Annotated in this window: 21 protein-coding genes; 10 read left to right on the top strand and 11 right to left on the bottom strand. The window is 56.0% G+C overall.

What is annotated here, in order from left to right:
* The first annotated feature begins 53 nt into the window (after positions 1 to 53).
* Positions 54 to 1607: an acyl CoA:acetate/3-ketoacid CoA transferase gene (locus tag AACY26_RS16075; protein WP_339515606.1), complete on the top strand. Its 1554-nt coding sequence runs from the start codon at positions 54 to 56 to the stop codon at positions 1605 to 1607.
* 155 nt (positions 1608 to 1762) lie between these two features.
* Here the strand turns inward: AACY26_RS16075 and AACY26_RS16070 are convergent, their stop codons facing one another.
* Positions 1763 to 1921, bottom strand: coding sequence for a YqaE/Pmp3 family membrane protein (locus AACY26_RS16070; protein WP_339515605.1), 159 nt, complete (start codon positions 1919 to 1921; stop codon positions 1763 to 1765).
* Positions 1922 to 2080: 159 nt separating this feature from the next.
* Entirely contained in the window at positions 2081 to 2308 is a 228-nt protein-coding gene (locus AACY26_RS16065) for a hypothetical protein (RefSeq protein WP_339515604.1), read from the bottom strand.
* 262 nt (positions 2309 to 2570) lie between these two features.
* Here AACY26_RS16065 and AACY26_RS16060 point away from each other — a divergent pair, with 262 nt between their 5' ends.
* A complete protein-coding gene (locus AACY26_RS16060; protein ID WP_339515603.1) occupies positions 2571 to 3131 on the top strand; it encodes an NADPH-dependent FMN reductase in 561 nt (186 codons plus the stop codon).
* A gap of 376 nt (positions 3132 to 3507) precedes the next feature.
* The gene (locus AACY26_RS16055) at positions 3508 to 4176 is read left to right on the top strand and encodes an endonuclease (RefSeq protein WP_339515602.1); all 669 of its coding nucleotides are present in this window, start codon (positions 3508 to 3510) and stop codon (positions 4174 to 4176) included.
* Positions 4177 to 4232: 56 nt separating this feature from the next.
* Here the strand turns inward: AACY26_RS16055 and AACY26_RS16050 are convergent, their stop codons facing one another.
* From AACY26_RS16050 to AACY26_RS16030, 5 genes are all read right to left on the bottom strand, one after another.
* Positions 4233 to 6011, bottom strand: coding sequence for an acyl-CoA dehydrogenase C-terminal domain-containing protein (locus tag AACY26_RS16050; RefSeq protein ID WP_339515601.1), 1779 nt, complete (start codon positions 6009 to 6011; stop codon positions 4233 to 4235).
* Positions 6012 to 6180: 169 nt separating this feature from the next.
* Entirely contained in the window at positions 6181 to 7980 is a 1800-nt protein-coding gene (locus AACY26_RS16045; RefSeq protein WP_339515600.1) for an acyl-CoA dehydrogenase C-terminal domain-containing protein, read from the bottom strand.
* A 218-nt stretch (positions 7981 to 8198) separates the two neighbouring features.
* A complete protein-coding gene (locus tag AACY26_RS16040; RefSeq protein WP_339515599.1) occupies positions 8199 to 9740 on the bottom strand; it encodes a phosphoenolpyruvate carboxykinase in 1542 nt (513 codons plus the stop codon).
* A gap of 240 nt (positions 9741 to 9980) precedes the next feature.
* Positions 9981 to 10868 (bottom strand): Hsp33 family molecular chaperone HslO, encoded by an 888-nt coding sequence (gene hslO / locus AACY26_RS16035; protein ID WP_339515598.1) that lies wholly within the window; start codon positions 10866 to 10868, stop codon positions 9981 to 9983.
* 128 nt (positions 10869 to 10996) lie between these two features.
* A complete protein-coding gene (locus tag AACY26_RS16030) occupies positions 10997 to 11395 on the bottom strand; it encodes an RNA-binding S4 domain-containing protein (RefSeq protein ID WP_339515597.1) in 399 nt (132 codons plus the stop codon).
* A gap of 75 nt (positions 11396 to 11470) precedes the next feature.
* Here AACY26_RS16030 and rimB point away from each other — a divergent pair, with 75 nt between their 5' ends.
* Entirely contained in the window at positions 11471 to 11938 is a 468-nt protein-coding gene (gene rimB, locus AACY26_RS16025; protein WP_445261314.1) for a retropepsin-like aspartic endopeptidase RimB, read from the top strand.
* The gene (gene rimK, locus AACY26_RS16020; RefSeq protein WP_089361234.1) at positions 11935 to 12840 is read left to right on the top strand and encodes a 30S ribosomal protein S6--L-glutamate ligase; all 906 of its coding nucleotides are present in this window, start codon (positions 11935 to 11937) and stop codon (positions 12838 to 12840) included. The genes rimB and rimK overlap by 4 nt, the downstream gene beginning before the upstream one ends.
* Positions 12841 to 12922: 82 nt before the next feature.
* Here rimK and AACY26_RS16015 read toward each other — a convergent pair whose 3' ends face one another.
* Together AACY26_RS16015 and ompR are read right to left on the bottom strand one after the other, a co-directional pair.
* Positions 12923 to 14236, bottom strand: coding sequence for an ATP-binding protein (locus AACY26_RS16015; protein ID WP_339515596.1), 1314 nt, complete (start codon positions 14234 to 14236; stop codon positions 12923 to 12925).
* A gap of 87 nt (positions 14237 to 14323) precedes the next feature.
* The gene (gene ompR, locus AACY26_RS16010) at positions 14324 to 15061 is read right to left on the bottom strand and encodes an osmolarity response regulator transcription factor OmpR (protein ID WP_339515595.1); all 738 of its coding nucleotides are present in this window, start codon (positions 15059 to 15061) and stop codon (positions 14324 to 14326) included.
* Between the two features lie 331 nt (positions 15062 to 15392).
* Here ompR and AACY26_RS16005 point away from each other — a divergent pair, with 331 nt between their 5' ends.
* The 5 genes from AACY26_RS16005 (at position 15393) to AACY26_RS15985 (ending at position 21034) form a co-directional block, all read left to right on the top strand.
* Positions 15393 to 17714, top strand: coding sequence for a Tex family protein (locus tag AACY26_RS16005; RefSeq protein WP_339515594.1), 2322 nt, complete (start codon positions 15393 to 15395; stop codon positions 17712 to 17714).
* Entirely contained in the window at positions 17711 to 18097 is a 387-nt protein-coding gene (locus AACY26_RS16000; protein ID WP_339515593.1) for a PaaI family thioesterase, read from the top strand. The genes AACY26_RS16005 and AACY26_RS16000 overlap by 4 nt, the downstream gene beginning before the upstream one ends.
* Before the next feature lie 180 nt (positions 18098 to 18277).
* Positions 18278 to 19870 carry a glutamate--cysteine ligase gene (gene gshA, locus AACY26_RS15995; RefSeq protein WP_339515592.1) on the top strand — a complete coding sequence of 531 codons (1593 nt, stop codon included), beginning with the start codon at positions 18278 to 18280 and terminating at the stop codon, positions 19868 to 19870.
* Positions 19871 to 20028: 158 nt separating this feature from the next.
* On the top strand, positions 20029 to 20235 hold the full coding sequence (gene rmf / locus AACY26_RS15990) for a ribosome modulation factor (RefSeq protein WP_339515591.1): 207 nt from the start codon (positions 20029 to 20031) through the stop codon (positions 20233 to 20235).
* 283 nt (positions 20236 to 20518) lie between these two features.
* Positions 20519 to 21034 (top strand): Hcp family type VI secretion system effector, encoded by a 516-nt coding sequence (locus tag AACY26_RS15985; protein ID WP_339515590.1) that lies wholly within the window; start codon positions 20519 to 20521, stop codon positions 21032 to 21034.
* A 199-nt stretch (positions 21035 to 21233) separates the two neighbouring features.
* Here the strand turns inward: AACY26_RS15985 and AACY26_RS15980 are convergent, their stop codons facing one another.
* Complete coding sequence (locus AACY26_RS15980; RefSeq protein ID WP_339515589.1) at positions 21234 to 23039, bottom strand: phenylacyl-CoA dehydrogenase; 1806 nt, start codon at positions 23037 to 23039, stop codon at positions 21234 to 21236.
* 463 nt (positions 23040 to 23502) lie between these two features.
* Positions 23503 to 23751, bottom strand: coding sequence for a hypothetical protein (locus AACY26_RS15975; RefSeq protein ID WP_339515588.1), 249 nt, complete (start codon positions 23749 to 23751; stop codon positions 23503 to 23505).
* Between the last annotated feature and the right edge of the window lie 85 nt (positions 23752 to 23836).

Genomic DNA, 23836 nt, shown 5'->3' with positions numbered 1-23836 from the left:
GGCATGGGTGTTTCACGCCAGCCTTCGACTTCTTTAGTTTTCGAGTATTGACCATGAGTAAAGTCATGAGCGCGGCCGCAGCAGTGGCGCGCATAACCGATAACAGCAATATCGCCACAGGCGGATTCGTCGGCATCGGATTTGCCGAAGAAATCGCCATCGCCCTGGAGCAGCGTTTCCAACAGGAGCAGAGCCCGCGCGACCTGACATTGGTGTACGCCGCAGGTCAAGGTGACGGCAAGCAACGCGGCCTCAACCATCTTGCCCACGAGGGACTTGTGCGCCGGGTTATCGGCGGGCATTGGGGCTTGGTGCCGGGCTTGCAGAAGCTGGCGGTGGAAAACCGCATCGAGGCCTACAACCTGCCGCAAGGGGTGATCTCGCAATTGTTTCGTGACATCGCAGCAGGCAAACCCGGGCAGCTGTCCAAAGTTGGCCTGGGCACCTTTGTCGACCCGGATTTTGGCGGCGGTAAACTCAACCAGCGCACCCAGGCTGAACTGGTGCGCAAGATGCCAATTGATGGCCAGGACTATCTGTTTTATCCGACCTTTCCAATTGATGTCGCAATAGTCCGCGCAACCAGCGCCGACACTGACGGCAACCTCAGTTTTGAGCGTGAAGCCCTGACCATTGAAAGCCTGGCCATCGCCATGGCTGCGCACAACAGCGGCGGCCTGGTCATTGCACAGGTCGAACGCATCGTTGAATGCGCCACGCTCAACCCGCGTGATGTGAAGATCCCTGGGATTCTGGTGGACTGCATCGTGGTCGCTCAACCAGAAAACCATCAACAGACCTTTGCCACGGCTTATAACCCGGCCTTTTCCGCCGAAACCCGCGTTCCCTTCGACAGCCTCGCTCCCATGCCGCTTGAGGTACGCAAGCTGATTGCCAGGCGCGCCGCCATGGAGCTGTCATCCGGCGCTGTGGTCAACCTCGGTATTGGCATGCCCGAAGGCGTTGCGGCCGTTGCAGCCGAGGAAGGCATTATTGAGATGCTCACGCTCACAGCTGAACCCGGGGTGATTGGTGGCGTACCCGCTTCTGGCCTGGATTTTGGCGCCGCGAGCAACCACAGCGCACTGCTCGACCAACCTTATCAATTCGACTTCTACGACGGCGGCGGGCTTGACCTGGCTGTTCTCGGGCTTGCTCAAGCCGATGTTGAAGGCAATCTCAACGTATCCAGGTTTGGCAGTCGCCTGGCGGGCGCTGGCGGTTTTATCAATATCAGTCAAAACGCCAAGCGAGTGGTCTTTGTCGGCACCTTTTGTGCGGGCAAGCAGGATATCCGGATTGTCGATGGCCAACTGAAAATCAATCAGGACGGCGATATGTGCAAGTTTGTCGAACAGGTCGAGCACCGCACCTTTTCCGGACAACACGCAACCGAGCGTGGCCAACCCGTGCTGTACGTCACTGAGCGCTGCGTGTTCCAACTCACGGCGCAGGGCCTGGAGCTGATAGAAATAGCCCCCGGCGTAGACCTGCAGCGCGATATTGTGCAGCGCATGGCATTCGCCCCCCTTGTACGCAACCCCAAACTGATGGACGCCCGGCTCTTCGCCGAAGGCGCCATGGGCCTGAAAGCGACACTCAATTAAGGATTAAAACCGCACAATCCGAAAGCTTTGCCAGACCGTTGGCCAGCTTGAAAAACATGCTCCAGACATGAAAACACCCTGCGAGAAGCCAGTCTTCGCAGGGTGTCGGATGACTCTCCAGCACCGCACATCAAGCGCGGTGCCAGGCAAAGCACTCAACGCTTGGCAATAATCCAGACGGCGTGAATGATACCTGGAATGTAGCCACACAAGGTCAGCAGTATATTGAGCCAGAAAGCGCCCCCCAGACCAACTTGCAGGAAAACACCAAGCGGCGGTAACAAAATGGCGATCAAAATTCGGATCAGATCCATTGAAAAGCTCCTTTGTGGATGCCCCGGCATTGGGTACGCAAATTTTGACTCGCTATTGCCTCGACAGTTCAGCCTCTTTGTATTTACTCAGCGCCGTCCCTAGCAACGGCGCCCAGCAAACAGTGGCTGAAACCGGCGCCACATGTATCCCCGACCGGGCTAACGCTGCATGCGCTTTGCCGCTTTCGGCTGCCTTGCAGTAGCGCCCAACTGACGACTCAGCTGCTCAAGCGAGGCTATGACACCAACAATTTTCTGGTGGATATCAGTCGCAGCGTCATGCCTTGCGATTGCGTCATGCACGAACAATGGCCCCGTGAGCTCTTCAGCTTCAAGCTGCAGTGCCGGGTCGAACAAATCAAAGTGGGTGAGACTGTAGGTATTCATGATGTACTCCTTGAAAGCTTCATTGGGTAGAGCTCAGGAGGCAGTTCAGCGAAAGAAATGGTGCAAAGGCCCAACGTGCGCTTGGGCAGTAACTTTTGTAAGTTGAATATCCACAAACTAGATGACGATTAGGCTGCAGGTTCTACCCTTTTTGGCTGCGGTTCAACCTTTGTGAAATACGGCTGTCAACCATTTGTAGCTATAGTCTGTTCTACCGCATCAGTAGATGCTGCGTTTCCATCAATCAGCACAGAGAGCATTTATGAGCAAGCAATACACCGTTGCCGTCTTGGTCGGCAGCCTGCGCAAAGCCTCGATCAACCGCAAACTTGCACTGGCCCTGGCTGACCTGGCACCGCCATCATTGCAATTGAAGATCATCGAAATCGGTGCTTTACCGCTGTACAACGAAGACATCGATGTCGAACCCGCGCCCGATGCCTACACAGAGTTTCGCAATGAAGTGAAGGCAACTGATGCGCTGCTGTTTGTCACCCCAGAGTACAACCGTTCGGTACCGGCCCCAATGAAGAACGCCATTGACGTTGGCTCACGCCCTTACGGCCAGAGTGTGTTCAGTGACAAGCCAGGTGCAGTGCTAAGCGCATCGCCGGGCGCCGTTGGCGGCTTTGGTGCCAACCATCACCTGCGTCAGTCGATGGTGTTTCTCAATGTACAAATGATGCAGCAGCCAGAAGCCTACCTGGGCGGTGCCGGTAGTTTCTTCGACGACAACGGCCAGCTAAGTGACAGCGTCAAACCCTTTCTACAGAAATTTATCGACGCCTATGCAAAGTGGGTCGAACTGCACCACAAGGCCTGAGTGAAAGGTAAGCCGCAGCGCAGCGTTGCGGCGTAACCCGCCAACACAAAGAGGCTGGAGGCTGCCAAAAAGCAAACCCCGGAAAAAAGAAAACCCCGCTTTAAAAGCGAGGTTCATGCAGACTGTATCCGATCATCCTTGACCTGCTTGCCATCCTGGCAGGCATTCCATCGTATCCATGATAGTAATACGTGCTTCCTGCACTACGTCCACACAATCTAATTTAGGCTATTGCCGTTATAGGCAACAGGGCTAAAACATGACGCTGCGTGTAAGCATTTCGCTATATCAAACCTACCAAGCGTTTGATCGGCTTGTATTCTTCTGCGATTTTGCTCACATTTAGATGAAACAATCAGACAGACACCCGCCGCCCATGCCACCTCTAAAACTGCTGATCCTGCTCACCCTCTCTAGCCTGGCCTGCAACACCAGCCTGGCTGGCCCGACCGGGGGACAAACACAAACGGCTGACCACAAGAGCGCCGAACAACTGTTGTGGAAAACGCTTTACGCAAACGGCGGCGCAACCCTCTATTGTGGCCAGGCATTCGACCAGCAAAGTGGCTTGCTGACCCTTAGCGAGATCTATAACAGCAAGCAACTCAAGCGCGCCCTGCACTGCTCCACCGATAACCAGTGCGCGGTGGTCAACCCCCGCTACCCCTACATGAAGGCCGATTTACACAACCTCTATCCGGCATTAACCCGTGCAGAGCTAGTTCGGCGTAACGCACAGTTCGGGGAATTAAATGACAGCGCAGCCAATAAGCTGGCCGACATTGGCTGTCAGATGCAGGCCACCTTTCAATTGGTTGAACCCCGTGATGACGCCAAAGGCAACATTGCTCGGGCAATTTTCTACATGGCCAGCGAATACGATTTGCCGATAATTGGCCCGGTGCAGATGTATAAGCAGTGGAACCAGATCGATCCGCCCGATACCGCCGAGAAGGCCCGCAACGATCAGATAGCCGAGCTACAAGGCATCCGCAACCGCTTTATTGACGATCCATCACTGGCTGAGCGCATCAGCAATAACTGATTGTCCAGTACTAGAAAACCCGCCGAAGCGGGTTTTCTAGTTGCCGAAACGACTGCTTAGAACTGCGCAGCGTCAAGCAGATACAGGCTTTCGCTACCTGCCTTGACCGAAGCGCTCAAGGAGTGGATGCGCGGCAAAATACGGGCAAAGTAGAAGCGTGCTGTGCCGAGCTTGCTCGCATAGAAGTCATCGTCACCCTGCTTGGCCTGCGCCGTGCGCGCCATCAGCGCCCACATGTAGGCATAGGCGGTATAGCCGAAGGCGTGCAGGTACTCGACCGAAGCCGCACCGATTTCATTCGGATTGCTCTTGGCGCGCTCCAGCAGGTCCGCTGTCATCTGCTCAAGAATGCTGATTGCACCTTTGAGCGGCTCAACAAACTCGGCCAGCGAGGCATCAGCCGAATCGGTGAAGGCTTTGATTTCGTCAGCGAAGTGCTTGTAGAACGCACCGCCGCTGCCAATCACCTTACGGCCAACCAGATCGAGCGCCTGGATACCATTGGTGCCTTCGTAGATCTGGGTGATCCGGCAGTCGCGAACCAACTGCTCCTGGCCCCACTCACGAATAAACCCATGACCGCCGAAAATCTGCTGGCCGTGAATTGTGGTTTCCAGCCCGACATCGGTAAGGAAAGCTTTGGCCACAGGTGTCAGTAGTGCAACCAACTCTTCAGCACGTTTACGCGTAGCCGGATCTTCACTGAACTTGGCAGTATCGAGTTGCATGGCCACGTAGCTGGAGAATGCACGACCGCCTTCGTTCAAGGATTTCATGGTCAGCAGCATGCGCCGTACATCGGGGTGCACGATGATCGGGTCTGCGGCTTTATCCGTTGCAACCGGGCCAGTCGGGGCGCGGCTCTGGATACGTTCGCGCGCATATTCAATCGCGCTCTGATAAGAACGCTCACCGGTCGACAAGCCCTGGATACCGACACCCAGACGCTCGTAGTTCATCATGGTGAACATGGCTGCCAGTCCACGGTTCGGTGCATCAATGATGTAGCCAGTTGCGCCATCAAAGTTCATCACGCAGGTGGCTGAACCCTTGATGCCCATCTTGTGCTCGATCGAGCCACAGGAAAGGCTGTTTGCCTCGCCCAGCGAGCCATCGGCGTTGACCATGAACTTAGGCACCAGGAACAGCGAGATGCCTTTCGGACCTGCCGGAGCATCTGGCAGCTTGGCCAATACCAGGTGAATGATGTTTTCGGTCAGGTCGTGTTCGCCGCCGGTAATAAAGATCTTGGTACCGCTGACCTTGTAGCTGCCATCAGCCTGCGGCTCAGCCTTGGTGCGAATGATGCCCAAGTCAGTGCCTGCGTGCGGCTCGGTCAGGCACATGGAGCCCGCCCAGGTGCCGGCATACATATTTGGCAGGTACTTTTCTTTGAGTTCTTCACTGGCGTGGGCGTTGATCGACAAGCAGGCGCCTGCAGTCAACATAGGGTACAGGCCAAACGACAGGTTAGCTGAGTTGACCATTTCCTCAACCTGGGCCGAGATCACTTTGGGCATGCCCATGCCGCCAAACATGGCATCACCACCAACACCCACCCAACCGCCTTCGGCGTAGGTCTTGTATGCCTGCGGGAAGCCATCCGGGGTTTTCACCGCGCCGTTGCTCCAGGTGCAGCCTTCCTCGTCGCCACTACGGTTGAGCGGCGCGATAATACCGGCAGTCACTTTGCCAGCTTCTTCAAGAATTGCGTTGGCGGTTTCTTCATCAACCACTTCAGCCAAAGCTGGCAACTGAGCCCAAAGCTTGGATACTTCAAAAACTTCGTTAAGTACAAAACGCATATCGCGCAGTGGGGCTTTGTAGTCCGCCATGGGTCATTCCTCAAAACTTGAATACAGATTCGCAACAGACTTTCGAGTGTACCCGAACAACATTGGCGACACATAGGGTCGAGTTGTGACCATTAATTCACAAAGCGTTTGCATATTATTGAAAATAAAAGACCCGCCAGATGGCGGGTCTTGGTCAGCCGACCACTGGTCAGAATGCGAGACTTTCAGCACTCATACTCATCATGCAATCACTGCCTGCCTGGGCTGCAGCGAGGTGAGCTGCGGTACGTGGCAACAAGCGCTTGAAGTAAAACTCGCAGGTGTCCAGCTTGGCTTGATAGAACTCAGCATCGCCACTGCCTGCTGCGAGTTTTTCTGAAGCAACCAAAGCCATGCGCAACCACAAATAGGCAAGGATGACGTAGCCCGAGAACATCAGGTAATCCATGGAGGCCGCGCCGACTTCATCCGGGTTCTTCATCGCCGCCATACCAATCTGCTGGGTCAACTCGCCCCATTGCTTGTTCAAGCCAGACAATTGGCTGACATAGGCACTGAACTGCGGATTAGCCGCTTGCGACTCGCAGAATTTATGCACGATCTTGGTGAAACCGCGCAGCAGCTTGCCCTGGCTGCCCAGGACCTTGCGCCCAAGCAAATCCAGCGCCTGAATGCCGTTGGTACCCTCGTAGATAGGCGCGATGCGACAGTCACGCACCAGTTGCTCCATGCCCCACTCGCGAATAAAACCATGGCCACCGAACACCTGCATGCCGTGGTTAGTCACCTCAAGACCGGTCTCGGTCATAAAGGCTTTGCAAATGGGGGTCAGCAAGGCCAGCAGGTTTTCTGCTTCTTCACGGGCCTCGGCGCTGGCTGCACGGTGCGCTTGATCAAGCAGTTGTGCAGTGAAGTAGGCCAAGGCGCGATTGCCCTGGTTGAAGGCCTTCATGATCAGCAGCATACGGCGCACATCGGGATGGACGATGATCGGATCAGCGGCCTTCTCCGGCGCTTTAGGCCCAGTTAGGGAGCGCATTTGCAGCCGCTCGTTAGCGTATTTGATCGCGCCCTGGAAACTGGCCTCACCCAAGCACAGGCCCTGCATGCCCGTGCCCAAACGTGCATGGTTCATCATGGTGAACATGCAGTTCAGGCCCTTGTTCAGCTCTCCAATCAAGAAGCCACGGGCACCGTCAAAGTTGATCACGCAAGTCGCTGAAGCCTTGATGCCCATCTTGTGTTCGATTGAACCGCACGACACACCGTTGCGCTCGCCCGCCTCGCCCGTTGCCGGATCAGGGAGAAACTTAGGCACGATAAACAGTGAAATACCTTTGGTGCCTGCTGGTGCATCCGGCAGCTTGGCCAGTACCAGGTGGACGATATTCTCACTCATGTCGTGTTCACCGGCAGAGATGAAAATCTTGCTCCCAGTTAGCGAATAGCTGCCATCTGCTTGCGGCACCGCACGGGTCTTGATGATGCCCAGATCGGTGCCGCAATGTGCTTCGGTCAGGCACATGGTGCCGGTCCAGGTGCCTTCGGTGAGCTTGGTCAGGTAGGCTTGCTTCTGCGCTTCACTGCCGTGGGCATGAATCGCCGACATGGCGCCATGGGTCAGCCCCGGATACATGCCCCATGAGGTATTGCTGGCACCAACCATTTCACTGATCATCAGCCCCAATGAATGCGGCAGGCCCTGCCCGCCATAGGCAGGATCGGCAGCCAAACCATTCCAGCCACCTTCTACGTAAAGGGCAAAGGCTTCTTTAAATCCTTCGGGCGTGGTCACCACGCCATTGTCGAACTGGCATTCTTGCTCATCACCCGAGCGATTGATCGGCGCCAGCACCTGCTCGCAAAACTTTGCACCTTCCTCAAGAATTGCGCTGACCATATCCGGCGAGGCATCGGTCGCGCCAAGCGCTGCATAGCTTGTATGGAAATCAAAAACTTCATCGACCAGGAAACGCATATCGCGCATTGGCGCTTTGTAATCAGGCATGTTCGCTCTCCATCAACAGGCGCGCGTGGCGCGTAGTGACCTCAAGCTACTTTGACAGCCAACACTGGACAATCAAGCTCATCTCGATGAATGCGTTGCCATAAACTAGCCAGCCGCATGCAGGCACCTTTGCCTGAAAACAAAACACCCCGCGCTAGGCTGGCTAGCGCGGGGTGTTTGGCCGAACGTCAGGTGCAGCCTAAGCTGCCAGCAACCGCTTAGAGTTGCGGGCCTGCGTTGCGGATTGCATCCGACACATCGAACTTGGCAAAGTTATCGACGAACAGCTTGGCCAAGCCTTTGGCAGCCTCATCGTAGGCGTCTTTGTCAGCCCAGGTATTACGTGGGTTGAGCAAGTTGGTTTCAACGCCCGGTACCGACTTAGGCACGCTCAGGTTGATGATTGGCAAGTGCTCGGTTTCAGTACCGATCAGCGCGCCGCTCTGGATCGCAGCGATAACACCACGGGTTGTCGGGATGTTGAAACGCTTGCCGACGCCGTAACCGCCACCCGTCCAGCCGGTGTTGACCAGGTAGACCTTGGAGCCGAAGCCCTGGATGCGCTTGATCAGCAGTTCAGCGTATTCACCTGCCGGACGCGGGAAGAACGGCGCGCCGAAGCAGGTCGAGAACGTCGACTTGATACCGCCGCCAGAACCCATTTCAGTCGAACCCACCAATGCGGTGTAACCCGACAGGAAGTGATAAGCCGCCTGCTCTTCGTTCAGGATCGACACCGGCGGCAATACGCCAGTCAGGTCACAAGTCAGGAAGATTACAGCGTTAGGCTCGCCACCGAGGTTCTTCTCGGAGCGCTTCTCGATCAGCTCCAGCGGATAAGCCGCACGGCTGTTCTGCGTCAGGCTGTCATCGGCGTAGTCCGGGGTGCGGTTTTCGTCGAGCACGACGTTTTCCAGCACGGCGCCAAACTGAATGGCTTTCCAGATGACCGGCTCGTTCTTCTCGGACAGGTCGATGCACTTGGCGTAGCAACCACCTTCGATATTGAACACAACACCCTTGCCCCAGCCGTGCTCGTCGTCACCGATCAGGTAGCGGCTTTCGTCAGCCGACAAGGTGGTTTTACCTGTGCCGGACAAACCGAAGAACAAGGTTACGTCGCCTTCTTCGCCGATGTTTGCCGCGCAGTGCATTGGCAGCACGTCAGCTTCCGGGAGCAGGAAGTTCTGCACCGAGAACATGGCTTTCTTCATTTCGCCAGCGTAACGCATGCCAGCGATCAGGACTTTCTTGGCGGCGAAGTTAAGAATCACGCAGCCATCGGAGTTGGTGCCGTCACGCTCTGGCACGCACTCGAAGTTGGCCACGTTGAGCACTTGCCACTCGTCACGACCGGCTGGGTTGTACTGTTCAGGATTGATGAACAGGCAACGGCCAAACAGGTTCTGCCATGCAGTCTGGGTGGTCATCTTGACCGGCAGGTAGTGAGCCTCAGCCGAACCAACATGGACGTGCGATACAAAGCTGTCTTGAGCATCGGAGAAGGCTTGAACGCGGTCCCACAGCGCATCGAACTTGTCTGCTGGGAATGGGCGGTTGATTGCGCCCCAGGCAATTTTCGACTCTGTGCTTGGCTCTTGAACGATATAACGATCAGCAGGTGAGCGGCCGGTACGGTGACCAGTGCGAACGACCAGTGAACCGTTATCGGCTAATTCGCCTTCACTGCGACGCAGGGCCTCTTCAACCAGTTGGGCGGCGCTGATGTCGGTATACACGGCGTTTTTGGCTTGCGTCATGTGAGTCCCCGTCGGCCGGCTGGCCGATTTCTTCGTGCGTGTTGTAGTAAGGCGTACACGCTACTACATAGAAAAAAGTGCGCCGGATTATGCCAGAAAAGAAACTGAAAAGTGCAGCCTCTGATCAGACTAAATTAACGCATCGTTAGTGTTTGCTGCTGTATGCGCCCTCTAAAACGGGCGACACTCGGCAGGTTTGCAAGGCGCAACACCTGCACAATAGTCGTTCAGCACACTCCTTCAATGGCGAGTGTCTGACGGAGACTGACTACCACCACCGGCAAACAATTGGGCGACATCTGCTGCGTCAAACGAATAACGCTGATTACAGAATTGGCAGTCAATAACCACATTGCCCTCGTGCTCATCGAGCAATTGAACGGCATCTTCCTGACCTAGACTGACCAGCGCATTGGCTGAGCGTTCACGCGAGCAACTGCAACGGAACTGCAAAGCGCGTGGCTCAAATACCCGCAAAGGCTCCTCGTGATACAGCCTGTGCAACACAGTTTCATTGTCCAGGCCCAGCAATTCCTCGGTCTTCAAGGTATTGGCCAGGGTTGAGATATGCTGCCAGCTGGCTTCACGGCCTTCGGCGTCTTTAATCCGGTCGGCTGGCAATTGCTGCAGCAGCAAGCCACGTGCGCGTTGCCCGTCGGCGCTCAGCCAGAAACGGGTCGGCAACTGCTCGGACGTTGCAAAATAGTTCGAGAAGCACTCGGCCAGATTATCGCCTTCCAAGCCGACAATACCTTGGTAGCGCTGGCCCTTGGCCGGATCGATGGTCATTGCCAGCATGCCTTCGGGCATTAGCTCGCGCAAACCGGCATCTGCCGTGATTTGCGCTTCATCATAGCGGGCAATACCGCGCAACTCGCCAGCGCTGGAACACTCGACCATCAACAGCGGCACTGCGCCGGAGGAGCGAGCCTGCAGGATAAGCAAGCCTTCGAATTTCAGGGTGCCAATAAGCAGCGAGGCTGCCGCCAGCAGTTCGCCCAACAGCTGGGCGACGGGCTGCGGGTACGGATGTTTAGCCAGCACATGGCTGTAGGTGTCAGTCAGGCTAACCATTTCACCGCGGATATCGGTGTCGTCGAACAAAAAGCGTTGAGTAGAATCGGACATGCCTACTTCACAAAAAGTGACCGGGCCGTGGATTTTAGGCGCAAATGCCGAGCTGACCAAGCGCCTCTTATCTATCGAACCCCACAAAAAAGGCTATGAACCACTGCAAACCCTTATCCTTTAGCGCTTCAGCCATCCTGATTATCACGAAACTGATGAATCTGGCGGCGCTGTTTCTTGCTTGGCCGGCCATCGGTCTGCATGCCCAAGGCTCCGGCTTTACGTTGCGCGGCGGCCTGTTCGCGGCGCTCAATACTGTCTGGGGTTTCGCTGTACAGGGTTTGCGCTTCAGGCGCCCCACGACGCACGCCGGACAATAGCTGGACTATAATCGTACGCTCATCAAAGCCGCTGCGAATAACCAGTTCATCACCGACCTTGGGCTCTTTGGAGGGTTTGCAGCGCTCACCGCGATGATGCACCTTGCCCCCTTCAATCGCCGCTTTGGCCAGGGCTCGGGTTTTGAAAAAACGTGCAGCCCAGAGCCATTTGTCCAAGCGAACTTTGTCGTCATCTTTATCGTTCATTATTTCAGCCATATTTTGTGAATATTGCCTGTTGCAGTTGTCTAGAATGCCGGGAATTAACGTGGGCGTACGCTATTGAAGACATTTGACCATTTAAACGTGATCGGTTTACGCGAGTGGATCAACCTCCCAGACCTGGGAATGATCGGCATTCGCGCTAAAATCGATACCGGCGCCAGCACCTCGACCTTGCATGCCTCGGACATCCAAGCCTTCGAGCGCGACGGCGAGCAATGGGTACGTTTTACCGCGCACATCGGCACACTGGTGCAAAGCCGGCATCGCTGCGAAGCGCCGTTGGTTACAGTTAAACGGATTAAAAGCTCCAATGGCCAGACGCAAAATCGCTATGTGATTCGTACCAACCTGTCGCTTGGCGACCGATTATGGCCAATTGAATTTACTCTCGCATGCCGCAAAACCATGCGCTACAGGGTTTTACTCGGCTCAAAGGCACTGATTGCCGGCCAGCTCGTGGTCAATCCCGCGCTCACCTACGTACAAGACAAACCTTCGCTTAACGACCTCTCGGGTGCTCAATGAAAATCGCTGTGCTGTCGCGTAACCCGCGACTTTACTCAACCCGTCGCCTGGTCGAAGCTGGCCAGCAGCGAGGGCATGAAATGATGGTTATCGACACCCTGCGCGCCTATATGAATATCGCCAGCCATAAACCGCAGATCCATTATCGAGGCGCGCCACTTGAAGGTTTTGATGCGGTGATCCCGCGGATCGGCGCCTCGGTGACATTCTACGGCTGCGCGGTGTTGCGTCAGTTCGAAATGATGGGCGTGGTGCCACTCAATGAGTCGGTGGCGATTGCCCGCTCGCGCGACAAACTGCGCTCACTGCAACTGCTCTCTCGACGTGGCATTGGCCTGCCTGTGACCGGTTTTGCCCACTCCCCCGATGACATCCCGGACTTGATCCACATGGTCAATGGCGCGCCACTGGTAATCAAGGTGCTGGAAGGCACCCAGGGTATCGGCGTGGTGCTGTGCGAAACGGAAAAGGCCGCTGAATCGGTGATCGAGGCATTTATGAGCCTCAAGCAAGACATCATGGTTCAGGAATACATCAAGGAAGCAGGCGGAGCTGACATTCGCTGCTTTGTGGTCGGTGACAAAGTCATTGCCGCCATGAAGCGTCAAGCCAAACCGGGTGAGTTTCGCTCCAACCTGCATCGCGGCGGCTCTGCCAGCTTGATCAAGATCACCCCGGAAGAGCGCATGACCGCGATTCGCGCCGCAAAGGTGATGGGACTGAGCGTCGCCGGTGTAGATATTTTGCGCTCCAATCACGGTCCGCTGGTGATGGAAGTCAATTCTTCACCAGGCCTTGAAGGCATTGAGTCAACCACGGGCAAGGATGTCGCCGGGATCATCATTCAATACCTCGAAAAGAACAGCAGCCCACGCCTGACCCGTACTAAAGGCAAAGGCTAACCGGCCAACACCCTGCGCTGGAGGTCAGGCCTTGTCTTGACCGCCAGCGTTAGCCTGCTGTTTCCACCCTGCCTTGACTGGCTCAAACCGCATCGCGCGGCAACAACAAGCCTAGCGGCAGGCAGATACGCGCCTCAAGTCCGCCGCCAGAGCGGTTGCGCAACTCAACACTGCCGCCATGCAAGGCAGCAATGCGCTTGACGATTGCTAAGCCCAGTCCCGCCCCCTGGCCGCCACGCGCACGATCGCCGCGAATAAACGGATTGGTAATGCTGTTGAGTTCGGCTGGATCAATCCCGACACCACGATCAAGCACGCTCAACACCACATAGGGCGCACCACTGTCGCCCGACATCGACACCGCAACTTCCGCAGTCTCGCCGCCGTAGCGCAGGGCATTTTCGATCAGGTTGGTCAATAAGCGCTTGATCGATATTCGGCGCAACGGAAACACCGGTACCGGTTCAAGGCACAAACGGACCTTTTCCTGCTGCTGGTTATAGGGCGTCACCACCTCACGCACCAACGCCAACAGATCAAGTTCTTCGACAGGTTCGTCACGGCCATCGCGGATAAAGGCCAGGAACTGATCGAGGATTGCATCCATGTCCTCAATATCGCGGACCATGTCATCGGTCAGTTCCGAGTCGTTCTGCAGGAACTCCAATGACAAACGCAGGCGCGTCAAGGGGGTGCGCAGATCATGGGAAACCCCGGCGAGCATCAGCTCACGCTCGCGTGCCGCCTGCTCGACATCCTCGGCCATCTGGTTGAAGGCGCGATACACCTCCATCATCTCATTGGGCGTATCACTGACCGGCAAGCGCACGCTGCGGCCTTTACCCAACTGCCGCGCAGCAAACACCAAGCCCTTGAGCGGCGCACTCAACTGGCGAACGAAAATCCACGCAGCAGCAGTGGAGAGCAAGCCAATGCCCAGGAACCAGCCAAGCACACTCCAGATTTGCTGGCTACGCAATGGATGTGGATACAAGGGCACGCGAATCCAGCCTTCACCCAAGGTTGGCGCATGGACCCACAAGGCCGGCGGACTCTTGGCGCGCACCCGCACTTCAGTCTCGGGGCCCAGCTCGGATTGCATCTGGCGCTGGAAAATCTCGCTGTAGGGCCAGTGCTGCTCGCTGGCAGGCACTACTTTACGGGGCACTTGCTTGAGGTCAGCGGCTTGCGCAATGCGATCACGGTCTTCCGGATCAGCAGCCCAATAGGCGCGTAGCGTTAGCGCGGCGCCGTGACTGTATTGACGATCAACCAGCATATCCTCGTTCATCAACAGATAAACCAGGGTCAAGGCTTTGGAAAACAGTACGACGATCAACACCAGCCACAAGGTGCGTGCGAAGAAACTTTGTGGGAACCACAGCGGTGCTTTCATCAGTCACTTTCAAGCCAGGTAAATGACAACCGGGCGCCGAAGCGCCCAGCCTTTATGCGGTATCAATCAAGCAGCGTCGCCTGCCGATCAGGACTTGTTGCCGTCCGGCACGAAGACATAACCAACACCCCAGACGGTCTGGATATAGCGCGGCTTGGACGGATCAGGCTCGATCAAACGGCGCAGGCGCGAAATCTGTACGTCAATCGAACGCTCCAGCGCATCCCATTCACGACCACGGGCCAGATTCATCAGCTTGTCGCGAGTCAATGGCTCACGAGCGTGCTGCACCAGCGCCTTGAGCACGGCAAACTCACCGGTAGTGAGCATATGCACTTCTTCGCCCTTCTTCAGCTCACGGGTCGCCAGGGACAACTCGTAATCACCAAAGCTCACGCTGGCTTCTTCGCTACCCGGCGCGCCCGGCACCACTGGCGCCTGACGACGCAGCACAGCTTTGACCCGCGCCAGCAGTTCACGTGGGTTGAATGGCTTGGCCAGGTAATCATCAGCGCCCAGTTCCAGGCCTTGAATCCGACTGGCTTCATCACCTTTGGCGGTAAGCATGATGATTGGCATTTGATTGTTCGACTCGCGCAGGCGGCGGCAGGCTGAAAGGCCGTCCTCGCCAGGCAGCATCAGGTCAAGCACCAGCAGGCTGAACAACTCGCGTGCCAGAACCCGGTCCATTTGCTCAACGTTCTCAACCGCACGTACGCGATAGCCTTGTTCTTCAAAGAAACGCTCAAGCAAGCGCCGAAGACGAGCATCGTCATCGACAATCAGAATTTTTTCGCCTTCAACCACGGGTGCAGTGCCGCTCATGTATAACTCCTAGACTGAGACGCTGTTCCAGTCATTTATAACCTCCTGCAGCCACGGGCGCAGCCGTTATTTGCAGGCGTAAAAACCACTGGATAGTCTCCAATGCAAGCATTATGGCTCAAGCGCCAGATTATCTGTTGCGACCCATTGTTAGCAGATTTTTCCCCGAACGGTCTCAGTTCACTCCATTACGGTGTTTATAATGCGCCGCTTTAGTGTCTAGCCCGCAAGGTGCATTTGAAAATTTCAGGCCGCAAAATAGGCAGTATTTTCGGATGACCCATAGTTTGCGAGGCTGGTTTTTCGTTCCAGTGTGGGTAGTTTTTTATATATGGATAGCATCAACAACCGCATCGCCGAAGAACTGGGCGTACGCCCGCAACAGGTTGCCGCCGCCGTGGCGCTGCTGGATGAAGGTTCGACCGTACCCTTTATCGCTCGCTACCGTAAAGAAGTGACTGGCAGTCTGGATGACACCCAGTTGCGCAACCTGGAAGAGCGCCTGCGCTACCTGCGCGAGTTGGATGATCGCCGTGCCAGCATCCTTGCCAGCATCGAAGAGCAAGGCAAGCTAACCCCGGAGTTGCAGCGCGAAATCAGCCTGGCCGACACCAAGACTCGCCTTGAAGATTTGTACCTGCCGTACAAACAAAAGCGCCGCACCAAGGGCCAGATCGCCCTCGAAGCAGGCATTGGCGAGCTGGCCGACGCACTGTTTAGCGATCCAAGCCTGACACCTGAAACCGAAGCCGCGCGCTTTATCGATGCCGAAAAAGGCTTTGCCGACAGCAAGGCCGTGCTCGAAGGCGCCAAGTACATTCTCATGGAGCGTTTCGCTGAAGACGCTACACTGCTCGCCAGCTTGCGTAGCTTCATGAACGACAACGCAACCATCAGTGCCCGTCTGATTGCTGGCAAGGAGGCCGAAGGCGCCAAGTTCCGCGATTACTTCGAGCATGATGAAAAACTCAAAGGCATGCCGTCACACCGGGCCCTGGCCATTTTCCGGGGACGCAATGAAGGCATTCTCAGCACCAGCCTGAAAGTGGGTGACGAGCTGCCGGGCACCATGCACCCGTGCGAAGGCATGATTGCCGAGCGCTTCGGCATCAGCAATCAAGCACGACCCGCAGACAAATGGCTGGCTGAAGTGGTGCGCTGGACCTGGAAGGTCAAGCTTTACACTCACCTTGAAACCGACTTGCTCAGCGACCTGCGCGAACAGGCTGAAAATGAGGCCATCTCGGTATTCGCCCGCAATCTCAACGACCTGCTGCTTGCCGCCCCTGCTGGGCCACGAGCCACGCTGGGCCTGGATCCTGGCTTGCGCACCGGCTGCAAAATCGCCGTAGTCGACGCCACCGGCAAGTTGCTCGACAGCGCCACTGTTTATCCACACGCACCGAAGAACCAATGGGATCAAACCATCTCGGTTCTGGCAGCAATGTGCGCCAAGCACTCGGTTGACCTGATTGCCATTGGTAACGGCACCGCGAGCCGTGAGAGCGACAAGCTGGCAATTGAACTGATCAAAAAATATCCAGCCCTCAAGGCCACCAAAGTCATGGTCTCCGAAGCAGGCGCCTCGGTGTATTCGGCGTCTGAATTGGCAGCCAAGGAATTCCCAGATCTGGATGTGACCATCCGCGGCGCAGTGTCCATCGCCCGTCGCCTGCAAGACCCGCTGGCGGAGCTGGTAAAAATTGATCCGAAATCCATTGGCGTCGGCCAATACCAGCATGACGTGTCCCAACTGAAACTGGCCCGCGGTCTGGACGCCGTGGTGGAAGACTGCGTGAACGCCGTCGGCGTCGATGTAAACACCGCCTCCAGTGCTCTGCTCGCGCGCATCTCCGGCCTCAACAGCACCTTGGCGCAGAATATCGTTGCCCACCGCGATGCCAACGGCGCGTTTAAATCCCGTGATGACCTGAAGAAAGTCCCGCGCCTGGGCGACAAGACCTTCGAGCAAGCGGCGGGCTTCTTGCGCATCATGAATGGCGACAACCCGTTGGACGCCTCAGCCGTTCACCCGGAAACCTATCCATTGGTGCAACGCATCGCCAAAGACACCAACCGCGATATTCGCTCGTTGATTGGCGACAGCAGCTTCCTCAAGCGCCTGGATCCTAAGCAATACACCGATGAAACCTTCGGTTTGGTCACCATTGGCGACATTCTTCAGGAACTGGAAAAGCCGGGACGCGATCCGCGCCCAGAGTTCAAGACCGCTGAGTTCCAGGAAGGCGTCGAGACCCTCAATGACTTGCAGCTGGGGATGATTCTCGAAGGCGTAGTCACCAACGTCACCAACTTCGGCGCCTTTGTCGATATCGGCGTGCATCAAGATGGCTTGGTGCACATCTCTGCACTGTCCGAGAAGTTCATCAAGGACCCGCACGAGGCGGTCAAAGCCGGTGAAGTGGTCAAGGTCAAAGTCATGGAGGTCGACATTCCGCGTAACCGGATTGCCCTGAGCATGCGCATGAGCGACACCCCGGGCGAGAAGGTAGAAGGCCCTCGCAGCGGCGGTAATCGTGGTAATAACTCGCGCAGCAACACGCCCGCCCCGCGTCAGGAAAACAAGCCAGCGCCAGTCAACAATGCAATGGCCTCGTTGTTCGCCAATGCCAAACAGTTGAAGAAAAAATGACCGATCTGCCAGAGGAATTAACCTCTAGCGCATTCAGCCAACTGCTCGGCGTAGAACCGCTGAGCGTGGCTGACGGTGAGGCTCGGGTGCGCCTGGAACTCACCGACCCACTGCGCAATCGACACAAAAAACTGCATGGTGGCGCACTGTTTTCATTGATCGACATTGCCATGGGACTGGCCTGCTCCAGCGCCCACGGCTTCGATCAGGGCAGCGTCACGCTCGAATGCAAGGTCAACTACATCCGCGCAATCGACCAAGGCTCGGTGATCTGCGTCGCCAAAGTATTGCACTCAGGCCGCCGAACTTTAGTAGTCGAAGCGCAAGTGCATCAAGGCGACAAATTAGTCGCTACAGCACAAGGCACCTTCGCTCGGGTGTAATTAGCCTGAGCTATGCTGCTGTATAAACAGCCTGGCATACCCTCGCCGCAGTAGAGCATGCTTGCATCACTGCGCTGCGCGGGTCATCGCCAGAAAGGTCATGCAAATTACTAGCGCCCCCTTGCAGATGGCTCAGCGTGCCCCCATATTGGCCCGACTGATGGGTGAAGGAATTCGACTTTGAGCAATTTGTTATCCCGCCGCGTGGCACTGCTTGGCGAGCCAAACCACCTCTCGCTGCTGACTCAGTGCCTGCATGGCATCGAGCGCGAGTGCCTGCGGGTTGATAGCGATGGCCAGCTTGCACTGACGCCCCACCCCGAGGCGCTGGGCTCTGCATTGACTCACCCGCAGATCACCACTGACTATTCCGAGGCGCTGCTGGAGTTCATCACCCCGGCCGAGGCAAACCCGGCAAGCACCCTCGCGAGCCTGGAACAAACCCACCGCTATACCTACAGCAAGCTGGGCGGCGAATACCTTTGGAGCCAATCAATGCCCTGCGCATTGCCGGCTGAAGAGGTTATCCCGATCGCCCAATATGGCGACTCGCATATTGGCAAGCTGAAGTACGTGTACCGCCAGGGTTTGGCCCTGCGCTATGGCAAGACCATGCAATGCATTGCCGGCATCCACTACAACTTCTCCTTGCCGGATCAACTCTGGCCGCTGCTGCAAAGCCTCGATAGCTGCAACCAGTGCGCGCGGGATTATCAATCCGTTAGCTACATTGCGATGATCCGTAACTTCCGCCGCTACAGCTGGCTGCTGATGTATCTGTTTGGCGCCTCGCCAGCGCTCGATGTCGGCTTTATGCGCGGTCGTCCGCACTCACTGCAACAGCTTGATGCAGACACCCTGTACCTGCCTTACGCAACCAGCCTGCGCATGAGTGACCTCGGCTATCAAAGCCATGCCCAAGCGGAGCTGACACCTTGCTATAACGACTTGGCCAGCTACACCGATAGCCTGCGCCAAGCGGTCGGCACACCTTACTTGCCCTATGTTGAAATCGGCACGCGCAGCGCCAATGGCGATTGGCTGCAGCTCAACACCAACATTTTGCAGATTGAAAACGAATACTACTCAAGCATTCGCCCCAAGCGCGTGACTTACAGCGGCGAACGCCCGATTCAGGCGCTGGTTGCCCGCGGCGTGCAGTACATTGAAGTCCGCTGCCTCGATATCAACCCGTTCTTGCCCATGGGCATCAACCTTGAGCAAGCACAGTTCCTCGATGCATTCCTGCTTTACTGTGCGCTCCAGGAAAGCCCGGCTCTCGAACATGACGAGTGCATGGCCTGTACCGAAAACTTCCTCAAGGTGGTTAAAGAAGGCCGTCGCCCTGGCTTGCATTTGCAGCGCAAAGGCGCACAGGTCGAACTCAAGGTCTGGGCCGGTCAATTGCTCGATGAAATCCAGCAAATGGCCGATCTGCTCGACCACAGCAACGGCGGCAAGGCACACGGCCAGGCCTTGCAGGCCCAACGCGATAAAGTGGCAGATGCCCGCCTGACGCCATCCGCGCAGGTATTGGAACAGCTGCAGAATGAAAGCTTTGCCCAGTTTGCGCTGCGCCAGAGCAAGCTGCATGCCGACTACTTCAATAACCAGCCGCTAAGCCCTGAGCAAAACGCAGCACTTGAGCAGGCCAGTGCTGATTCACTGCGTGAGCAAGCTGAGATTGAAGCCAACCAAGAAGGCGACTTCGACACCTTTGTCGCCACTTACCAAGCCAGCATTCTTGGCCACGATCAGCCTCTGCCAAGTTAAGCAATTAACCGGGCCATCTGCTGCGCAAACCAAGCGGCCAGCAGATGGAGGCACAGGTCACAAAACCAACCAGTGGAGCAAAAGGCGAGACCAGCGGCTCAGTTATAGATGCTCAACCCAGCTAGCATAAGCACTAGTTGAATTAACTGGGTACTCCCATGGCATCAGACTCGCAGATCGAGCAAAACCAGGACTGGAGCCTTGAAAATCTAAACAAGGCTTACCAACAAGGTTATATGGTCGGTCTAACCGGACAGCCCAAAACCCCTGCCAAGCAGACAGCTGAAGTGCTCAGTGCAGCTTGGGAAGCAGGCTGGGATGACGGCCACGAACAATACGACTTGGTTAAACGAGAGTCTGCCTAGCAGTTTGCGCCATTTCTTGCGCAGACAACGCCCACCCGCAGCCTAATATCCGCCCCGATCCCCCGCCAACACTGGCCGTGCACAGGTTGCGCAACAATCTGCACAGCGCTGCGCAACAACTTGCACAAGAAACAGCCCGATCCTGAGCATCCTCTCAAGGCTCAAGCCCAAAAAAAACCCAACCCGTTGATTTACATAACTTATAAAAAGAGTGGCACGAGAATCGCTCTGCCTTGTTGAGTGAATCAATCCTGATTCACCCATTTCAGCAAGGAACGCTCTCATGCCAACACCTGCATATTTAACCCTCGAAGGGACCAAGCAAGGCCTGATGACGGCCAACACATTCACCGAAGACTCAGTAGGCAACATCTACCAGGAAGGCCACGAAGACCAGATTCTGGTGCAGGGTTTCAATCATCAGGTGATCATCCCCCGTGACCCGCAATCCGGCCAACCAACGGGCCAGCGCGTACACAAGCCACTGATGATCACCAAGGTTTTCGACAAGGCATCACCACTGATTTTCAACGCGCTGACCTCCGGCGAGCGCCTGACCAAATGCCGCCTTGAGTGGTATCGCACCTCATCTACCGGAACCCAAGAGCACTACTTCACCATTGAACTCGAAGATGCAATCGTGGTTGATGTGCAATCCCACATGCCCAACTGCCAAGACCCGAACATGAGTCACTTTACCCATCTGGAAGATGTGTACCTGACTTACCGGAAAATCATCTGGACTCACGAAGTCTCTGGCACTTCAGGCTCTGACGACTGGCGCACGCCGGTCGCTTAATGGCTTGAGGCGATAATAGCGACTAGCGTTCTGATATGAGCGACCCGGATGCGTGCGTGCGTCAACAATAGTCGCTATAAAACAAAACACCCTGCACAAGCTGAGCCTGTGCAGGGTGTCGAGTATTCATCGGATCAGCCGCTGCGTTTAACCACCGCGGCCAATCAAATGTTATGTCGAGCGCTTTCGCTCGGGCTACTTAGTAACCCAGGGCGAAGTTCTCTTCGTCCATATCCATCAGGTTGTTAGCACCTGACAGCATGGCGTCTACGTGAGTGCGAGTGCGCGGCAGGATACGTGCGAAGTAGAAGCGCGCAGTTTGCAGCTTGGCTTTGTAGAAAGCTTCTTCGCTGGTACCGGCTGCCAGCTTCTCAGCGGCCAGACGAGCGATGTCAGCCCAGAAGTACGCCAGGCAGGCGTAGCCGCTGTACATCAGGTAATCAACCGATGCCGCACCGACTTCTTCGCGATCTTTCATCGCAGCCATGCCGACCTTCATGGTCACATCAGCCCACTCTTTGTTGAGCTTGGCCAGCGGTGCAACGAACTCGTTGATCGCTTCGTTGCCTTCGTTAGCCTGACAGAACTTGTGCACGATCTTGGTGAAGCCCTTGAGTGCTTCGCCCTGGGTCATCAGCACCTTGCGACCCAACAGGTCGAGGGCCTGAATACCAGTGGTGCCTTCATACAGCATCGAAATGCGGCTATCGCGAACGTTCTGCTCCATGCCCCACTCGGCGATGAAACCGTGACCGCCGTAGATCTGGACGCCGTGGTTGGCGGCTTCAAAACCAACTTCGGTCATAAAGGCTTTGGCAATCGGCGTCAGGAAGGCCAGCAGCGCATCGGCTTGCTTCTTCTCTTCGGCGTCTTGGCTGTATTTAACGATATCCACCTGCTTGGCTGTGAAGTAAACCATTGCGCGGTTGCCTTCGGCGAACGCTTTCATGGTCAGCAGCATGCGGCGTACGTCAGGGTGAACGATAATCGGATCTGCAGCCTTGTCCGGCGCTTTCGGGCCAGTCAACGCGCGCATTTGCAAGCGCTCGCGAGCGTACTTCAGGCCACCCTGGAAACCAGCTTCGGCGTGAGCCAGGCCCTGCAGCGCAGTGCCCAGACGCGCAGTGTTCATAAAGGTGAACATGCAGTTCAGGCCTTTGTTCGCTGGGCCAATCAGGTAGCCAGTGGCGCCATCGAAGTTCATCACACAGGTCGCGTTACCGTGAATGCCCATCTTGTGCTCCAGCGAGCCACAGCTCACTGCGTTGCGCTCACCGATGCCGCCGTCAGCGTTGGGCATGAACTTAGGCACGATGAACAGCGAGATACCTTTGGTACCCGCCGGGGCATCCGGCAGACGTGCAAGCACGATGTGGACGATGTTGTCGGCCATGTCGTGTTCACCAGCCGAGATGAATATCTTGGTACCGGAAACTTTGTAAGAACCGTCAGCCTGTGGCTCAGCCTTGGTGCGCAGCATGCCAAGGTCGGTGCCGCAATGTGGCTCGGTCAAGCACATGGTGCCAGTCCACTCACCGCTGACCAGCTTGGTCAGGTAAGTGTGCTGTTGTTCTTCTGTGCCGTGCTCAGAGATGGTGTTCATCGCGCCATGCGACAGACCTGGGTACATGCCCCACGACCAGTTTGAGGTACCGATCATTTCGCTCATGGCCAGGCCCAGCGACTCAGGCAAGCCTTGACCGCCGTGGTCGACATCATGAGACAGGCTTGGCCAGCCGCCTTCAACGTACTGCTTGTAGGCTTCTTTAAAGCCAGTCGGCGTCTTAACGCCGTCTTCACTCCAGGTACAGCCTTCGATGTCACCCACACGGTTCAACGGAGACAGCACCTGCTCACAAAACTTGGCGCCTTCTTCAAGAATGGCACTGACCATGTCTGGCGTTGCATCTTCGCAGCCAGGCAGGCTCTGATAATGCGCTTCGTAGCCAAGCAGTTCGTCACGTACGAAACGAATATCACGCAAGGGGGCCTTGTAATCAGGCATAGCTAATAACCTCTGCGGTGGTCGGTATGGGTGACCGAATAGTTGTTTGAACGGGGAATTCCCGAATGTTTGAAGGCTGCGACCTAGCAACAATCAAACAGGTGTTTGAAACATACGTTTACGCCTAGTCATTGTCAAGCGTGGTTTAAGCCAGGGACAAAGGATATGCATCCCGCCGCGCTGCGCTCAAAAGCCTGCGCTTGAGCCTTGGCACAACTATTAGCATTCGACAGAAACACTTTGAAATCAGACAGTGCTGTACCGCTGGTCTAAATTTCAGCTCGCAACAAAGGCGCCAGCAAAATGCGCCACATGAGCATTGGCCATCAGTAATGAGCACTACGGGCGATAGTAAAACCTCTAAATATTGCAAGCAGTAGCTGCGCAAAACGCATTGCGCGCACCGACACAAAATTTGGAGGTATTGAGGGTTTAGCGATAAAGCTATGCAGAGCTGACAGGATCAGGCGCGGGTATCAATCAAGGTGCCAAGGACTTCGTCTGCTGTTTCCAGTACGCGCGCACCCGCTTGAGCGTGATACTGGCCAACACGCAGTTCGACCAGTTGGTTCGTGATTTCAGGCGTCCCGGCTTGTGCGGAATCTGCTACCGCGCCACTGGCAATGTCCTGCGCGGCTCGATCGACACGCTGCTGCCCCGACTGAATTGTCGTGAGACCGGCGTTAAAGGCGCTGCCCGTTATGGCATTCATCTATTTCGCTCCAGTTCAGGGTTGCAAACAACATGCATTAAAGCAGAACCAGGCGCTTTTCGATAATAGCTTTTTGCCATAACGC

Source organism: Pseudomonas sp. RL_15y_Pfl2_60 (assembly GCF_963970595.1).
Lineage (GTDB): Bacteria > Pseudomonadota > Gammaproteobacteria > Pseudomonadales > Pseudomonadaceae > Aquipseudomonas.
The sequence above is the reverse complement of the archived record's forward strand: the minus strand, read 5'-3'. Positions and strand labels throughout refer to the sequence as shown.

Bases quoted from the DNA above. Each gene is read 5' to 3' on its own strand.
- AACY26_RS16075 (WP_339515606.1), top strand. From the start codon at position 54: ATGAGTAAAGTCATGAGCGCGGCCGCAGCAGTGGCGCGCATAACCGAT.
- AACY26_RS16015 (WP_339515596.1), bottom strand. From the start codon at position 14,236: ATGAAAGCACCGCTGTGGTTCCCACAAAGTTTCTTCGCACGCACCTTG.
- AACY26_RS16065 (WP_339515604.1), bottom strand. From the start codon at position 2,308: ATGAATACCTACAGTCTCACCCACTTTGATTTGTTCGACCCGGCACTG.
- AACY26_RS16055 (WP_339515602.1), top strand. From the start codon at position 3,508: ATGCCACCTCTAAAACTGCTGATCCTGCTCACCCTCTCTAGCCTGGCC.
- AACY26_RS16060 (WP_339515603.1), top strand. From the start codon at position 2,571: ATGAGCAAGCAATACACCGTTGCCGTCTTGGTCGGCAGCCTGCGCAAA.
- AACY26_RS16005 (WP_339515594.1), top strand. From the start codon at position 15,393: ATGGATAGCATCAACAACCGCATCGCCGAAGAACTGGGCGTACGCCCG.
- AACY26_RS16050 (WP_339515601.1), bottom strand. From the start codon at position 6,011: ATGGCGGACTACAAAGCCCCACTGCGCGATATGCGTTTTGTACTTAAC.
- AACY26_RS15980 (WP_339515589.1), bottom strand. From the start codon at position 23,039: ATGCCTGATTACAAGGCCCCCTTGCGTGATATTCGTTTCGTACGTGAC.
- AACY26_RS16045 (WP_339515600.1), bottom strand. From the start codon at position 7,980: ATGCCTGATTACAAAGCGCCAATGCGCGATATGCGTTTCCTGGTCGAT.
- rmf (WP_339515591.1), top strand. From the start codon at position 20,029: ATGGCATCAGACTCGCAGATCGAGCAAAACCAGGACTGGAGCCTTGAA.
- AACY26_RS15985 (WP_339515590.1), top strand. From the start codon at position 20,519: ATGCCAACACCTGCATATTTAACCCTCGAAGGGACCAAGCAAGGCCTG.
- AACY26_RS16070 (WP_339515605.1), bottom strand. From the start codon at position 1,921: ATGGATCTGATCCGAATTTTGATCGCCATTTTGTTACCGCCGCTTGGT.
- AACY26_RS16030 (WP_339515597.1), bottom strand. From the start codon at position 11,395: ATGAACGATAAAGATGACGACAAAGTTCGCTTGGACAAATGGCTCTGG.
- AACY26_RS16000 (WP_339515593.1), top strand. From the start codon at position 17,711: ATGACCGATCTGCCAGAGGAATTAACCTCTAGCGCATTCAGCCAACTG.
- ompR (WP_339515595.1), bottom strand. From the start codon at position 15,061: ATGAGCGGCACTGCACCCGTGGTTGAAGGCGAAAAAATTCTGATTGTC.
- hslO (WP_339515598.1), bottom strand. From the start codon at position 10,868: ATGTCCGATTCTACTCAACGCTTTTTGTTCGACGACACCGATATCCGC.
- rimK (WP_089361234.1), top strand. From the start codon at position 11,935: ATGAAAATCGCTGTGCTGTCGCGTAACCCGCGACTTTACTCAACCCGT.
- AACY26_RS15975 (WP_339515588.1), bottom strand. From the start codon at position 23,751: ATGAATGCCATAACGGGCAGCGCCTTTAACGCCGGTCTCACGACAATT.
- AACY26_RS16040 (WP_339515599.1), bottom strand. From the start codon at position 9,740: ATGACGCAAGCCAAAAACGCCGTGTATACCGACATCAGCGCCGCCCAA.